At 45.7% G+C, this 15,800-nt stretch carries 15 protein-coding genes; 11 read left to right on the top strand and 4 right to left on the bottom strand.

Going from position 1 to position 15,800, the window contains the following annotated elements:
• From GO003_RS09750 to purD, 9 genes are all read left to right on the top strand, one after another.
• Positions 1–651: a zinc-ribbon and DUF3426 domain-containing protein gene (locus GO003_RS09750; protein ID WP_159656658.1), complete on the top strand. Its 651-nt coding sequence runs from the start codon at positions 1–3 to the stop codon at positions 649–651.
• A 3-nt stretch (positions 652–654) separates the two neighbouring features.
• Positions 655–1,851 carry a class I SAM-dependent rRNA methyltransferase gene (locus tag GO003_RS09745; protein ID WP_159656620.1) on the top strand — a complete coding sequence of 399 codons (1,197 nt, stop codon included), beginning with the start codon at positions 655–657 and terminating at the stop codon, positions 1,849–1,851.
• Between the two features lie 26 nt (positions 1,852–1,877).
• The gene (locus GO003_RS09740; protein WP_159656622.1) at positions 1,878–2,072 is read left to right on the top strand and encodes a heavy metal translocating P-type ATPase metal-binding domain-containing protein; all 195 of its coding nucleotides are present in this window, start codon (positions 1,878–1,880) and stop codon (positions 2,070–2,072) included.
• Positions 2,069–2,614, top strand: a complete 546-nt coding sequence (locus tag GO003_RS09735; protein WP_159656624.1) for a hypothetical protein — start codon at positions 2,069–2,071, stop codon at positions 2,612–2,614. The genes GO003_RS09740 and GO003_RS09735 overlap by 4 nt, the downstream gene beginning before the upstream one ends.
• A gap of 128 nt (positions 2,615–2,742) precedes the next feature.
• Complete coding sequence (locus GO003_RS09730) at positions 2,743–3,255, top strand: DNA-deoxyinosine glycosylase (RefSeq protein ID WP_159656626.1); 513 nt, start codon at positions 2,743–2,745, stop codon at positions 3,253–3,255.
• Between the two features lie 57 nt (positions 3,256–3,312).
• Complete coding sequence (dusB, locus tag GO003_RS09725; RefSeq protein ID WP_159656660.1) at positions 3,313–4,281, top strand: tRNA dihydrouridine synthase DusB; 969 nt, start codon at positions 3,313–3,315, stop codon at positions 4,279–4,281.
• 15 nt (positions 4,282–4,296) lie between these two features.
• Positions 4,297–4,581, top strand: a complete 285-nt coding sequence (gene fis, locus GO003_RS09720) for a DNA-binding transcriptional regulator Fis (protein ID WP_159656628.1) — start codon at positions 4,297–4,299, stop codon at positions 4,579–4,581.
• Positions 4,582–4,713: 132 nt separating this feature from the next.
• Positions 4,714–6,273, top strand: coding sequence for a bifunctional phosphoribosylaminoimidazolecarboxamide formyltransferase/IMP cyclohydrolase (purH, locus tag GO003_RS09715; RefSeq protein WP_159656630.1), 1,560 nt, complete (start codon positions 4,714–4,716; stop codon positions 6,271–6,273).
• A 185-nt stretch (positions 6,274–6,458) separates the two neighbouring features.
• Positions 6,459–7,736, top strand: coding sequence for a phosphoribosylamine--glycine ligase (gene purD, locus GO003_RS09710; RefSeq protein ID WP_159656632.1), 1,278 nt, complete (start codon positions 6,459–6,461; stop codon positions 7,734–7,736).
• 63 nt (positions 7,737–7,799) lie between these two features.
• On the opposite strand, the gene GO003_RS09705 is transcribed toward purD, so the two are convergent.
• The 4 genes from GO003_RS09705 to msrB all read right to left on the bottom strand — a co-directional run bounded on the left by GO003_RS09705 (position 7,800) and on the right by msrB (position 12,990).
• Positions 7,800–8,546: an alpha-ketoglutarate-dependent dioxygenase AlkB family protein gene (locus GO003_RS09705; protein WP_331001631.1), complete on the bottom strand. Its 747-nt coding sequence runs from the start codon at positions 8,544–8,546 to the stop codon at positions 7,800–7,802.
• Complete coding sequence (locus tag GO003_RS09700; protein WP_231088921.1) at positions 8,497–10,893, bottom strand: EAL domain-containing protein; 2,397 nt, start codon at positions 10,891–10,893, stop codon at positions 8,497–8,499. The genes GO003_RS09705 and GO003_RS09700 overlap by 50 nt, the downstream gene beginning before the upstream one ends.
• 403 nt (positions 10,894–11,296) lie before the next feature.
• Positions 11,297–12,598, bottom strand: a complete 1,302-nt coding sequence (locus GO003_RS09695; RefSeq protein WP_159656634.1) for a M18 family aminopeptidase — start codon at positions 12,596–12,598, stop codon at positions 11,297–11,299.
• On the bottom strand, positions 12,595–12,990 hold the full coding sequence (msrB, locus tag GO003_RS09690; RefSeq protein ID WP_159656636.1) for a peptide-methionine (R)-S-oxide reductase MsrB: 396 nt from the start codon (positions 12,988–12,990) through the stop codon (positions 12,595–12,597). Before msrB ends, GO003_RS09695 begins: the two co-directional genes overlap by 4 nt.
• 508 nt (positions 12,991–13,498) lie before the next feature.
• Here msrB and GO003_RS09685 point away from each other — a divergent pair.
• Both GO003_RS09685 and oadA read left to right on the top strand, forming a co-directional pair.
• On the top strand, positions 13,499–13,750 hold the full coding sequence (locus GO003_RS09685; protein WP_159656638.1) for an OadG family protein: 252 nt from the start codon (positions 13,499–13,501) through the stop codon (positions 13,748–13,750).
• An 89-nt stretch (positions 13,751–13,839) separates the two neighbouring features.
• Positions 13,840–15,621: a sodium-extruding oxaloacetate decarboxylase subunit alpha gene (gene oadA, locus GO003_RS09680; RefSeq protein WP_159656640.1), complete on the top strand. Its 1,782-nt coding sequence runs from the start codon at positions 13,840–13,842 to the stop codon at positions 15,619–15,621.
• Positions 15,622–15,800: the final 179 nt, after the last annotated feature.

Below are 15,800 nucleotides of genomic sequence, written 5' to 3'. Positions count from 1 at the left end.
ATGTTTACTGACTGCCCTGAATGTCAAACCCGTCAAACTGTAACTATTGAACAGTTGCGCCTTAACCGAGGTTTGATGCGCTGTTCAATTTGCAATACTCTGTTTGATGCCTTAAAACAACTCAGCGAAAACACCTCGGAAGCGCCTCAAAAAATCGAAGCTAAAGAACCGGCTATCAAATGGCTGAAATCACCTGAAGTACCCAATGCAAAATTTTGGGGCTTCGCTCTGGCTGTCAATTTACTGCTGCTGATCAGCCAGGGAGTTTATTTTTACGGGAACGATGCGCTACAAAATCCGTCATTAAGACAGCAACTGGAACGAGGTTGCCAAACCTTGGGCTGCGTGCTGCCGTCCTATAAAAATCACGATGAACTGGTCGTGATGCAAAGTGCATTGACCGAAAAAAACGGTTTTTATGAATTTTCTTCGGTCATCATCAATCAAGCCGAATTTGCTCAAAATTATCCCAGCATTAAATTGACTCTGCTAAATCTTAACGGTGAGCCTTTGGCTCAGCGCATCTTTTTAGCCAAACACTACTTGAATGCAGGCAATCGCGCTATTGCCTCAAATCAATCATTTCAAGTCATCCTGGCCATTGCCCCCACTGGAAAAACGATCGGTGGTTACACTTTTGAGCTGATATAAAACATGGCTTACCCTGAACTTTACTTAAAGAAAAACGAAGACAAACGCTTGCGAAAAGGCCATGTATGGGTCTTTAGCAATGAAGTAGATACACACCGCTCACCTTTGGATCACTTTGCGCCCGGCGATCTGGTCAATGTCGTCACCGAGGACGGAAAGCCGGTAGGCACGGCCTACGTTAATCCTCAAACACTGATTGCGGCCCGCCTTTTATCGAGAAAGCTGAATCTATCCTGTGGGATTAATTTTTTTAAAGCCCGCCTGACAACCGCGTTACGGTTAAGAGAGCAATTGTTCGATAAACCTTACTATCGATTAATTTTCGGTGAGAGTGATGGCTTGCCGGGTTTAGTGATTGACCGCTTTGATCGCGTATTTTCGGTGCAAATTACGAGTGCCGGCATAGAAAAACATAAACCCTTTTTGATGTCTGCTCTCGTTGAACTGTTTAATCCTGAAGCGATCGTGCTCAAAAACGAAAACAGCCAGCGGGCACTTGAAGGCTTACCTCAAGAGAATGAAATCGGCTATGGCAAAATGCCCGAATTTCTTATCATCGAAGAAAATGGTGTAAAATTCGCCATCGATGTTTTAAAGGGCCAAAAAACCGGCTGGTTTTATGATCATCGCAATAGCCGGCGTGAAGTAATGAGTTTATGCCGCGGCCTGACTGTGCTGGATTTATTTTCTTACACGGGAGCGTGGGCCATTCCGGCTGCAAAAAATGGGGCTCAGCATGTCACCTGTGTCGATGCCTCCGCTGCCGCCTTGGCACTGGCTTCCGAAAACGCCAGGCTCAATGAGGTTGAACAACGGGTTGACTGCGTCCATAGCGATGTATTTGATTTTCTGAAAACCGCGCGCTCTGATAAGCGGAACTTCGACGTCATTGTTCTGGACCCACCGGCATTGATCAAGCGCAAAAAAGACTTTAAACAAGGCTTTGAGGCTTACCGGAGACTTAATGACATGGCATTACAGATTTTGTCGCCTAACGGCATACTGATATCGGCTTCTTGCTCGCATCACTTAAGCCGCGATAATCTGCATGAATTGCTGCGTGCATCCGGACGCCATATTGACCGGCACTTGACTTTTTTTGGAACGGGCGGCCAAGGCCCCGATCATCCTATTCACCCGGGCATGCCGGAAACGGAATACCTGAAAACTTATTTCTGCTATGTGTCGCCAAGTTTATAGCTGATTTATAAAGAGTTACCTTACCCGTGACCAATAAAAAAACATCGCTTACCTGCGCACTCTGTAATCTACCCGTTACCATAAAAGGCTTTTCTTTAAAAGCTGAAGACGGTGAGATAAATTTTTGCTGCGGAGGTTGTCAAAGTATCTATGAATTACTGAACGCTGACAAATTGACGCCATCCACCAAAACTAAAACAAAGAGAGGTCTTATCAAATGAAATCCTGTGAAACCTGCACCCACCGCGTCGAAATAGGTCGACATTACAAAGAACAGCCCGTTTGGATACGGGGTATTGGGATGGTACTCGTGTATTTACCGATCATTACGCTGCCTTTTGTTTTTCTGAGTGCCTACCTGACGTATTACCATCTGCGTATGATGGGCGCCAAAAATATCAAAACTTTATCGGACTTTCTGCCTAACAGAAGCAGCCACCGGTATACATTGAAAGATCAAATCACCATGAATGCCTCATTTAAAGGCAGCACATCTCAATACAAACTGTTTTGGATATTGAACTGCACCTGGTATTGCCCGGTGAGCGTGGCTTTGTTCGAATGGCATGCCTATATGGTTAAAGTCGTTGAAAACTGGTGGTGTCCTTTTGGTCACGATAAAAAGGAAGGTTACATGGAAGGCGCAATCGATAAGTCTTTTTGGCATGTATATCCGCATGACAAGGCTAAATTAAACCCGGAAGACCGCGACAATCCCATATGGAACGAAGAGTCTTCCTTCGAAAACAAGCCCAACAGTTAAGCCGTGATGACCTTCAGCGGAACACCAAAACAAAGGTGATGCACCGGGTGGTTGCGGTTGGCGATAGCCAACCCGACCTTCTCTGAATAATTACACAGCAGTCTTTTTTATTTTACTCTCGGTTGTCGATGACTAGCTTGACCGGATTTGAGCCAATTGCCGCAGCTGATTCTAAAATACTTATTTTAGGCTCGATGCCCGGCGTTCAATCCTTACAAAAAAGCCAGTATTACGGCCACCCACGCAACGCTTTTTGGCCGATTATGGCCGCACTGTATGATGAATTTGACTCAACTGATTACGAGACTAAAAAACGCATGCTTGAACAACGCGGCATTGCCGTCTGGGATGTGATCCAAAACTGCATCCGAATCGGAAGTCTGGATGCCCATATTCAAAAAGCATCTATCAAGCCGAATAATTTCCGCTGTTTTTTTAATGAACACCCCCGCATCACCACTGTTTTTTTTAACGGGGCTACTGCCGAAAAACTGTTTAAAAGTTTTGTTCTCTCCACGCTTGATCCGTCTATTAAAGCGCGCGTTTACCACCGTTTACCGTCGACAAGTCCAACGTACGCCGGCCTCTCTCTGAATGAAAAGATCCGGATCTGGAAATCAGCATTAGCGGCTGTTTTATAGGCAACTTTTTACGTTTATTGCGGTATGATACCCGCCCTTTTTTGATTATTAATGACCATGCAGATAGGCCCTTATAAACTCGGCAGTCCATTGATACTTGCCCCGATGGCAGGCGTGACTGACCTGCCGTTCAGAAATTTGTGCAAACTATTGGGCGCAGGCATGGCCGTATCTGAAATGGTCACCTCAAAACCGGATTTACAGCAGCATAAAAAAACACTGCTCAAATCTGAACAAACAGGAGAAACAGGATTACGCGCCGTTCAGATTTTGGGCACGGATCCGGCACATATGGCTGAAGCGGCCAAGATCAATGTTGAACGGGGCGCCCAGATAATCGATATCAACATGGGCTGCCCTGCTAAAAAAGTCTGTTCAGTTGCCGCAGGTTCTGCACTCATGAGAGATGAAGCATTGGTCTCCGAGATTCTTGAAGCCGTTGTCAAGGCAGTCTCGATACCTGTTACGTTAAAGATGCGCACGGGCTGGGACCCGCAAAACCGCAACGCGTTAGCCATTTCAACCATTGCTGAAAACGCCGGGATCGCGGCACTGACTATTCATGGCAGAACCCGTGCCTGTAAGTTTTCAGGGCAAGCGGAATACGAAACTATAAGACAGATTAAAGAATCAGTTAGAATTCCTGTCATCGCCAACGGTGACATCACCTGTCCGCAAAAAGCGCAAGAGGTTCTCAGCTACACGGGCGCTGATGCCTTGATGATCGGGCGGGGAGCTCAGGGCAATCCCTGGATTTTTAAGGAGATAGATCATTATCTCCAAACCGGCAGTGTCCTAAAAAAACCGGATGTTTTACAATTAAAAAACACGGTTCTGGAACACCTGGATCAACTCTACAGTTTCTACGGAAACCTGACCGGTGTTAGAATAGCAAGAAAGCATATCGATTGGTATTTTGGCCATAGAGGCATCTTGCCGGCTTCACTCAAAGATAAAATCAACAAGGCTCAGCAACCGCCTGAGCAGTTAGCATCAGTTAATCTGGCTTTTAGCCTCTTTACTTAAGAAATGAACAGCACAATGGAAGCAATGCACAAATCCGCTAAGGTGATCAATATCAACAGTAAAGAAACCACCCAAATTCCCCTTTCTATTCATGTCAAACAAGCCGTAGAGCATTATTTTGCGCAGCTAAACGGACATGAGACAGCTGGACTTTATGCGATGGTGATCAGTGAGGTTGAGAAACCGCTGCTGGAAATTACCCTGCAACAAGCCGGATATAATCAAACCAAGGCAGCAAAGGTATTGGGACTGAGCCGGAGTACGCTCAGAAAAAAGCTTGAACAATACGGACTTTCATAAGTTAAAGCTCAAAATGACCAGCACCCAGTGAACAATGTTTCCTCTTAATCTTTTTTTCTTTAGTTAACATTATTGCGGTATTGATTTTTCTGCATTCCTGCTTCTTTTACGATTCTTTCTCCAGAGATTTTCATGAATAAAAAAATAAATCGCGCGCTGATCAGCGTCTCGGATAAAACCGGTATTATCGATTTTTGCCGGTCTCTCAGCGCAAGCGGCATCGAATTGCTGTCCACCGGCGGTACGGCAAAACTCTTGTCCGAACAAGGCATTCCAGTCATTGAAGTATCCGACTACACCGGTTTTCCGGAAATGATGGACGGCCGGGTCAAAACCTTGCACCCTAAAATCCATGGCGGCATTTTAGGCCGGCGCGGCATCGACGATCAGATCATGGCCGCTCATGGCATTCAACCTATCGATATGGTGGTCGTGAATCTCTATCCTTTTGCCCAAACCATCGCCAAACCTGATTGTGATCTGGAGACAGCCATTGAGAACATCGACATAGGTGGCCCGACAATGATCCGCGCTGCTGCCAAAAATCATAATGATGTGGCGGTTGTAGTTAATCCGGAAGATTACCCGCTGTTACTGGCTGAATTGGCGGCGCAACACGGCGAATTGACTCAAGCCACCCGCTTTAATCTGGCGCTGAACTGTTTTGAACATACCGCAGACTACGACACCATGATAGCCAGTTACCTGGCCCAGGCTAATCAACAACAGTTTCCTGAAACTCTGAACCTTCAATTCAAACGTGTTCAAACGATGCGCTACGGGGAAAATCCCCACCAGCAAGCCGCCTTTTACCGTGATCATTATCCAAAACCAGGAACCGTGGCTTCTGCCATTCAGCATCAGGGCAAAGAGCTGTCATTCAACAATATCGCAGACACGGATGCCGCGTTGGAATGCGTTAAATCGTTTTCAGACCGTTCAGCCTGCGTCATCGTCAAACACGCCAATCCTTGCGGTGTTGCCGTTGCAGAGACTAACTTAGAGGCTTACGACTTGGCCTATGCGACCGACCCGACTTCGGCATACGGCGGCATCATTGCTTTCAACCGTGAACTTGATAGCGCAACTGCAACGGAAATTATCAAAAGGCAGTTTGTTGAAGTCATCATCGCCCCGACCATTCAAAGTGAAGCACTTGCAGTGCTTGCTGCCAAACAGAATATTCGTGTTCTAAGCTGTGGTTACTGGCAAGACAATCAGGATCCCACACTTGATTTCAAACGCGTTTCCGGCGGACTGCTGGTCCAGGACAAAGACATAGGCACGATTACTGCGTCAGATTTAAAACTGGTCAGCCAGCGAGCTCCCACCGAACAGGAAATGCGCGATCTGCTATTTGCCTGGAAAGTCGCAAAATTTGTGAAATCAAATGCCATTGTTTATGGCCAAAACGAAAGAACGATTGGCGTAGGCGCAGGGCAAATGAGCCGGGTTTATTCGGCTAAAATTGCCGGCATCAAAGCCGCGGATGAAGGTCTTGCAGTCGAAGGATCGGTAATGGCTTCAGATGCATTTTTCCCCTTCCGGGACGGGATTGATTCGGCAGCCGGAGCCGGTATCCGTGCGGTGATTCAACCGGGTGGCTCGATGCGTGATGATGAAGTCATTGCTGCAGCCAACGAACATGATATTGCCATGGTATTCACTGGCATGCGTCATTTTCGGCATTAAGCTACTGACAAACAGCATTCATTACCGGATGAGTCCTTGGACCACCTGATACCGGCAAATATCATGCGGAGGTTTCAGGTGAGGGCATTGAGTTCATCCTTTAATTGATAAACACCGGCAGGTCTTTAGACATCACGCTTTTGACCTGCAATCAACGCCCAGCGTACCCCGAGTGAGATCTCATTATGAAAATATTAATCGTCGGCAATGGCGGTCGTGAACATGCCCTGGCATGGAAAGCAGCCCAGTCACCCCGAGTAAAAAAAGTTTTTGTCGCCCCTGGAAATGCCGGCACCGCACTTGAACCTCAGCTCGAAAATGTCGCTATTGCAGCCGATAACATCCCTGAACTGCTTGCCTTTGCCAGGCACCAAGCCATTGATTTAACTATCGTAGGGCCGGAAATACCTTTGGTAAACGGCATTGTCGATCAATTTAGCGCAGCCGGACTTAACTGTTTCGGTCCAACCGCCAAATCGGCACAGCTTGAAGGCTCCAAGCGTTTCAGTAAAGACTTCATGGCACGGCATCATATACCTACCGCAGACTATGAAACGTTTACCGATGCGGAAAAAGCCATTGACTATATTCAAAATAAGGGCGCGCCTATCGTAGTCAAAGCAGACGGCCTTGCCGCAGGCAAAGGCGTGATAGTCGCTCAAACCGAACAAGAAGCCATATCTGCCGTAAATGATATGCTGTCAGGCAATGCGTTTGGCGAAGCCGGTAGCCGCGTGGTTATCGAGGAATTTTTGGCAGGGGAAGAAGCCAGCTTTATCGTCATTGCCGATGGCCTGCATGCACTGCCCATGGCCACCTCACAAGATCATAAAGCGCGTGATAACGGGGACCAGGGCCCTAACACCGGCGGCATGGGAGCGTACTCCCCGGCACCGGTTGTTACGGATGCCATTCATAACCGAGTGATGCAGGAAGTGATTGCCCCTACACTTAAAGGCATGGCAGCAGACGGCAATACTTATACGGGATTTTTATATGCCGGTTTAATGATCAGCCCTGACGGCAGCATTAAAGTACTGGAATTTAACTGCCGGTTTGGAGATCCTGAAACCCAGCCTATTATGATGCGACTGAACAGCGATTTGGTGACGCTGTGTGAGGCCGCATTAGGGGGTAATCTCGATACCATGGAAACCGAATGGGATGAGCGTCCGGCTCTGGGCGTAGTTCTGGCTGCAGGCGGTTACCCTGACCAGTATCAAAAAGGCGACGTCATAACAGGCTTACCCGACTCTGAAGACGCTGATTGTAAAGTGTTTCATGCCGGTACTTTGTTGCAAGACGGCCAAGTTATCACTAATGGGGGGCGGGTATTATGCGCTTGCGCCCTGGGTGACACGGTCAAAGCAGCGCAAGAAAAAGCCTATGCCCTGGCTCAAAAGATACATTGGGATGCCATGTATTACCGTACCGATATCGGCTTTAAGGCAATAAAGCCATAAAACTTGCAAACATCATTTGATGCACAAACGACGGTATTTGGTTTAATGTTAAGGAACGGGAGTTTACGCTTCCCGTTCTTGTTCCTTTTCTGCCCTATTCTCAACAGTCAGAACTTGCCTGAACGTCAAATTGATGCGTTGAGTCTTAATCTGCTTGGTTTTAGGAACGCTATGCCGCCAATGGTTTTGTAATCTGCCCGCCATAACCACTAAATCACCGTGCTCCAGGTCCAAATCAATACGGTATTTTGTGGTGTTGTGGCTCAACCTGAAGATTCTGTGGTCACCGAAACTGACTGAAGCAATAACGGGATTGGGGCCCAGTTCTTTTTCATTATCGGCATGACAACCCATTGAATCCTTGCCATCACGGTACAAATTAGCCAGAACGCTGTTAAAAGAGTGACCGCAGGTTTTTTCAAGCCGCTGTCGAATACCGATCAGGTCAGGTGTCCAAGCCAACGGTATATGCTCAACTTTTGAATAGGTATAGCGAGCCTGCGGATCGCCATACCAACACATTAACCGCGGCACCTTGACCCAGCGACCAAACAACCAAATGGCTTCTTCCTGCCAAGCCAGGTTATTTATCAGGGTTTCAAACAAATGATCGGCTTCCGGTTTTGGATAAAATCCTTTCAAGTGAAACAACTCCCCGTCCTTAGGGGCTAAATTGTCACTGGTACAGAACATGTCGAGATTGGAACCGCAGAGGGTTTTTAAGAGGAATATTTTGCTGACGGCCGCTATTACCGCGCACTCATAGCTTGGAAAGTGGCACTGGTTTGCCAATTCCGTAACCCTGAGCATAGTCGACACCCAGTTGTTTTAATATGTTGAGAATTTCATCATTCTCTACAAATTCGGCGATGGTTTTTTTATCCATGACATGGCCGACCTCATTAATTGACCGCACCATAGCCAAATCAACTTTGTCATCGACAATATCTTTTACAAACAATCCGTCTATCTTGAGAAAATCGACAGGCAAATTCTTTAAATAAGCAAACGATGACAATCCGCTTCCAAAATCATCCAACGAGAAAAAACAGCCCTCTTGTTTTAACGTCCTGATAAAGTGGGTCGCATTGGACAAACTGGCAATTGCCGCCGTTTCGGTTATTTCAAAACAAATACAATGAGTAGGAATCTTCCATTTGTTAAATTGCTCCGATATGAAGTCGAGCATGGTTTCATCGGATAGCGATAGCCCGGACAAATTGACCGAACACATAGCCAAGTTTTCGATAAATCCGGGTGTTTTAGCCATCCATTCAAATAACGTGGAAATGACCCATTTATCCAATTCGGCGGCCAGATTGTAGCGTTCCGCGGCCGTTAAAAATGCACCGGGTGGAATAATGTGACCATCGGCGTCCTGATAGCGAATCAATGTTTCAAAATGCAAACCTTCTTCACGGCTATCAATCGGCACGATGGGCTGACCAAAAAGACAAAACCGGTTATTGATAATTCCTTGCTGAATTTTTTCAACCCATTGCATTTCACCCTGCCGTGAGGCCAACTCCTGGTCATTGGGTCTGAACACATGCACCCGGTTACGGCCTTTTTCTTTGGCGGCATAACAGGCCGCATCAGCCTCTTTTAGCGACTCAATACTGTTACCGCTGATGCTGTTAATGCTGGCTATGCCAATACTGATTCCCACTCTGAAAAGACGATCTTCCCAAGCGAATTGAAAATTCTGTACCGCATTGCGAATTTTTTCACAGGCGTTGTAAGCCTGTGACAACAAACAACCGCGCATCAAAATGCCAAATTCGTCGCCACCCAAACGGGCCAATAAATCATCCTGGCGGATCTGTTTTTTTAACAAGGCGCCCAACTGCCGGAGCAATTCATCTCCCGCAATATGTCCGCAGGTATCATTAACTACCTTAAACTGATCCAAATCAAGGTAGCACAGGGCATACTCAGTTCTATTGTTATGGGCAGAAAGCAAGGCTTGCTGAATTTGCCTGTCGAATTCGCTACGATTCAGTAATCCGGTCAATTCATCGTGTCTAGCCTGATGCGCAATTTTTTCGTTAAGCTTTCTTGTCTCAGTAATATCTTCGCAAACCAGTAAAACATTCACTTTTCCATTGCTTTGCCGGGTAGATCGGATGGCACCTCTAACCCAGATGACTTTTTTATCAACACAGATTAGCCTCAATTCCAGCTTGTGAACTTTATCCAGCTCGGCGGTACACATATTTAAGACGTGTTGCATTTCATTACGGTCATCCGGATGTACAAAGTCAAAAAGTGAAAACCCATGTAAGCGGTTTGCAGTTTGACTTAATTGACGGGCCCCAAATTTGTTGACTGATATGATCCCACCTTCTTCTTCAATATTGAATATCATTGATGGGTTATCATCAAATAAAAGAAGATACCGGTTTCTGGCTTCAACCAGGGCTTTGTTCTGCCTGTCAACCGTAGCCAACATACCGTTAAAGGTATCGATTAACAGTCCGACCTCATCATTATTACTTTTATGAGCACGCAGTTCGTAGTTTTTATCAATGCTGATTTTTTTGAGTGTCTTTACCAATCGACCGATAGGTAAAATAATGTTCTTATTTAAATATAATGATAATAGATAGGTGAAAACGCTGGCTCCCGCGAGGATACCAAGAATGCAATAAAAAACGTTAAGCTGACCCCAATACAAATGACCAAGATCAGCTTCTATAAAGACCAGCCCTACTGTTTTATTCTCAAATTGAATTGGCGATGAAATAGTGACTTTGAACCAACCCAAAACACTTTGACTAACATCTGAATAAACGGGACAAAAAACCAATGCTGAGGCTCTTTTTGCCAAACGGCTATAAACATTCCCATTCGTGTCATAAATGCAAATTTGGTCTATGTAGTCCAACCCTTTACTAACCCGAAGATTTTCCTCAACCACCACCCTATCGTCCAAATTGAGCGCTGAACCGCTATGAAAACCTATATTGGCAGCAACAGCTTCCAGACCTTCAATTGTTGATGTCCTTATGTTTGCCAAGTCCTTTATTTCCATAAAACTGCAGTTCAGTAGCAAAAGAATACTGAAAGTACCAAATGTGACAAAAGAAAATTTTTGTTTGATACTTGATTTATTGATATAGCGATAATACATTTCTCGCCATTGACTTAATCGCACAAAAATTCCCTCAAACAAGTGAAAAAATAAGCTCAGGATTGGAATAAAAAATAGCTTACCCGTTTATGGTCTCCCAAACCCAGCGGTATCGCCATTAAGTGTAGGATCAAGTCTCTGTAGGGTGTGGATTTATCCCCGCTTTGCGAATCAATTCGCAACTGCAACAGCCACGTACTTTTTCCAGACGGAATATATAAGATCGCCTCCCATGAGAGCGCAATCAGCACCGACCCTGCAATAAACAGCTTAACCCGTATAAAATAACTCCGCTCAACTTCTATAATTCAGATACTTAGCTGCTATTTACATGACTTATGCGTTTAAATCAACACCCCATGGCAAGTCTTCATATGGTTTTAGAACTGTCTAGGCTTAGGCATCAGTAGTGCTATCTGTCAAAAACTCAATGCAGAAAAAACCATTTCATAACTTCAATGATTGCAGCATGATCTTCAACCCCGGCACTTTCCCTAAGACTGTGCATGGCCCACATAGGATTACCCACATCTACCGTGTTAATTCCCAGCCTGGCAGAAGTCAACGGACCAATTGTACTGCCACAGGGTAAATCGGTTCGATGCGCATACTTTTGATAACGCACATTCACGGCTTCACACCAGGACGCGAACAGGGCCTCAGAAACGCTGTTAGTTGCATACCTATGATTTGCATTGACTTTTATAACCGGTCCATGATTGACCAATACTTTATGATCCGGCTCATAAGCCATTGGAAAATTCGGCTGGTAGGCATGAGCCATATCGGCGCTGATCATAAAGCTGCTTGCCAAAGCACGTTGATATTCCTCGCCTTTTCTCTCATCAGCCGTCATCCCAATGCGTTGCAGAATGTCCGACAGAAAACTGCCATCAGCGCCTTTAGAAGTGGAACTGCCTATTTCCTCATGATCAAAAAATGCACAAACCAGGGTGGCGTCCGCTTGTAAAACTTTGTCATTCAGCAGCGCCGTGAGCCCAGCATGACAGGATGCCAGATTATCCAGCTGACTGTCCGCATAAAACTCGTCTTCAGCGCCCCAAAAGGCTCCCTTTTGAGTATCATAAACATTCAACTCCCAGGACAAAATTGCAGAAGCATCTACTTCAGCCTGTTCAGCCAATGTTGTCAAAAATTGCTGCTGGGGCGTTATTTGATCTTTAACCAGTGAAAATAACAGCGGCAGTTCAAGCTGCTTATTTAATTTCAAGCCATCATCATTGACGGTTCGGTTCATATGAATCGCCAAATTAGGCAACCGAAGCAACGGTCTCGTAAAATCTACCAGCTTGGTTGATATCCCCTGGTCGGATCGATAACTAATCCTCCCGGCCAGGCTCAAATCTCTGTCAGTAAAGGTGGCCAAAATCGGTCCGCCATATACTTCCACGCCGATCCTGACAAAATTATCTACGCCCATCACCGGATTGGGTTTTAATCGCAATCCCGGCGAATCGGTATGAGCGCCAATGATTTTGAAACCGGTTTCCACCAGCGGTTTTTGCCCCATCACAAATAGGATGATCGAAGAGTCGTCGCGTATCACATAGTAACGGCCTCCCTGCTTTAAGTGCCAGCGTTCGTGTTCATTCAATCTGACAAACTCACAATCCAGAAGCTTCTGCTGGATCGTGTTGACAGCATGCCATGGACTCGGACTTACATCGATAAAGTCTAATAAATTTTGAACTCTCTGTTTACTGTTCATGATCTTTCTTGCAAGTCCAGCGATGCTGAATTAATGCAATAACGCAACCCCGTTGGTTCTGGTCCGTCATTAAAAACATGCCCCAAGTGCGAACCACAATTTTTACAGATTATTTCTACCCGTCTCATCCCGTGACTGTTATCGGTGATTTGATCGAGGCTATTTTCCGAGATTGCATCCCAAAAGCTGGGCCAACCGGAACCCGAATCATACTTGGCAGCAGAATCAAAAAGCGCATTTCCGCAGCACACACAATGATAAATCCCCTCTTTTTTACAGTCTGCATATTTCCCGGTAAAAGGGGGTTCGGTGCCTTTATTCCAGCAAACATTAAATTGTTCCGGGGTTAATTTATCTTGCCATTCATCTGTTTTATTTGTTTGTTTAGTCATTATCTCAACCTAATATTTGAATATACTTAACCGCATTAACTGGATTGTTTATTATCCACTGTCAAAAATGACGACCCTATTAAAACTTTACATGCCGCCTACCGCCGATTAAACCAACCTTCTCTATTGCGATTGAATTTTTAATGTTCAATCGGCGTTCGTTCGATACCTTTAAACAACACATCAAACAATAACGACAAAAGCAATCGACTGATAGTTTCAACCGATGTATCAATACATATGGCTTTGTCGAGAACACCATAACCCGCATACTCTGCTGCCGGATTAAAATAATCAAAGACAAACTCACAAATATTTTGGCACTAAGCTTCCAGTTTTATAAAGAGGATGTCCGTAAAACATTCCTGATTGCGTTTGAACAGCAATCAAAACAAAGCAATCCCGGCATCAATCTATCGATATAGCATGGAAAAACAGCTCAAAACGCCTGTAAGCCTTTATGATACAATTTCTACATTGGATAATTTTTTTACTTTGGTCATCAGTTATGAACGAAATGTTAGAGAGCGGCGTTGAACTAATGCTGATAGGCATGGGCATTGTATTCTTGTTCTTAGCGTTACTGGTGGTCGCAATCAGCGTAATGTCTTCACTTATTACCCGTTTTTTCCCAGAACCACTGGCCGTCCCTCCACCAATTCCAAGCCTTGCAGCCAAAAAAAAATCTATTGACTCGGGCGTGATAGCAGCAATTTCGGCTGCTGTTCATCACTATAAAAAACAGCACTCACAACAGTAAGTGAGTGTTTGGCAGGCTTCTAAAGCTTTATCTTAGCGGCACACATTGATAGCTCAATCGAGCAAATCTCCATTCTCAGAGAAAAAAGTATGAATGATCATAATACTCAATCCTTAGGCATAACCGAAGTTGTTCTGAGAGACGCACACCAATCGCTTCTGGCGACTCGTCTGCGCATTGAAGATATGCTGCCTATTTGCGCCAAACTTGATCAGATTGGTTTCTGGTCATTGGAAACCTGGGGGGGCGCGACCTTTGATGCCTGCATACGTTATTTGGGTGAGGACCCCTGGGAGCGCCTTCGTTTACTGAAAGCGGCTATGCCCCGCACACCACAGCAAATGCTGTTAAGAGGTCAAAATTTACTCGGTTACCGGCATTATGCCGATGACGTTGTTGATAAGTTCGTAGAACGTTGCGCAGTCAATGGTATTGATGTATTCCGTATCTTTGATGCAATGAACGACATGAGGAATATCAAGCAAGCTATCAAAGCTGTTCTTACAACTGATGCACACGCACAAGGCACTATTTCCTATACCGTCAGCCCAGTTCACACACAAGCTATGTGGGTTACGCAAGGCAAACAAATAGAAGATATGGGGGCCCATTCGGTCTGCATCAAAGACATGGCTGGACTCCTAACACCTTATGATGCTTACGACTTAGTCAGCCAACTGAAAAAAAACCTGTCTATTCCTGTCCACTTGCATTGCCATGCCACGACCGGACTCAGTGTTGCAACCCTGCTAAAAGCGGCCGAAGCGGGAGTGGATAATGTCGACACCGCTATTTCATCGATGAGCATGACGTACGGTCACAGTCCAACAGAAACAATAGTCGCCGCCCTGTCCGGTCAACCGCGAGATACCGGCCTCCCCATCAAACCACTGGAAGATATTGCTGCCTATTTCCGTGACATCCGCAAAAAATATGCGCAATTTGAAGGTAACCTCAAAGGCGTAGACAGCCGCATTCTGGTCAGTCAGGTTCCAGGAGGCATGCTCACTAACATGGAAAGCCAGCTTAAAGAGCAAGGTGCTGCGGAACGCTTTGACGAGGTTCTTGCCGAAATTCCGCGTGTTAGAGAAGACCTTGGTTTTCTGCCTCTTGTAACGCCCACTTCACAGATTGTGGGCAGTCAGGCTGTTATTAATATCTTAACAGGGGAACGGTATAAAACTATCACCAAAGAATCAGCCGGTGTTTTAAAAGGTGAATATGGCGCCCCCCCAGCACCTGTCAACAAAGTGCTGCAAGATCGTGTGCTTGAGGGAGCCATACCTATAACGTGTCGGCCTGCTGATTTATTGGCGCCGGAAATGGATAAATTAATTGCTGAAGTTAAGGCCAAAGCCCAGGCTGAACAGGTCAAACTGGCTGATAACATTGAAGAAGATGCTTTAATTAACGGCATGTTTGCTCAAATCGGCTGGAAGTTTATTGCCAATCGGGGCAAACCCGATGCTTTTGAGCCGGCGCCCAGCAAAGCGTCACCTAAACCAGTATCGGCCAGTCAGCCCAATGCAACCGAAAGTTACTCTGTCAATGTTGACGGACGTAATTACAATGTTGTTGTAGCTCCCGGCGGAGCTGGACTTGTGATTCAACAGCCCGCCGAAACACAGCAAACAGTTGTGGCGCCAGCCGCAATTTCGACGGGCGAAATCGTCCGTGCGCCGATGGCGGGTAACATTTTGAAAATTAATGTGGGCGTGGGTAGTGTGGTTAAAGAAGGCGATGTTGTTGTAATCATGGAAGCCATGAAAATGGAAACCGAAGTTCGTGTTAAAAACAGCGGCACTGTGACTGGATTAAATGTCAAAGATGGCGCCGCCGTAGCGGTGGGTGATGCGTTGATTACTTTATAATCCAGCCATTGAAACGAGGCCGGAAGTTTCTTGCTCCGGCCTCAAGCCACACCAACCTATTCACGCCTACCGCCTCTTTCATTTCGTCCTTCTCTTTCTTGTCTCTCCATTCTCCTTTCTTTCTGTCTTGGTTCGCTCTGATTCAATTGGGTATTGCGAGCAATCGTTTGACGTCCGCT

The organism is Methylicorpusculum oleiharenae (assembly GCF_009828925.2).
Taxonomy (GTDB): domain Bacteria; phylum Pseudomonadota; class Gammaproteobacteria; order Methylococcales; family Methylomonadaceae; genus Methylicorpusculum; species Methylicorpusculum oleiharenae.
The sequence above is the reverse complement of the archived record's forward strand: the minus strand, read 5'-3'. Positions and strand labels throughout refer to the sequence as shown.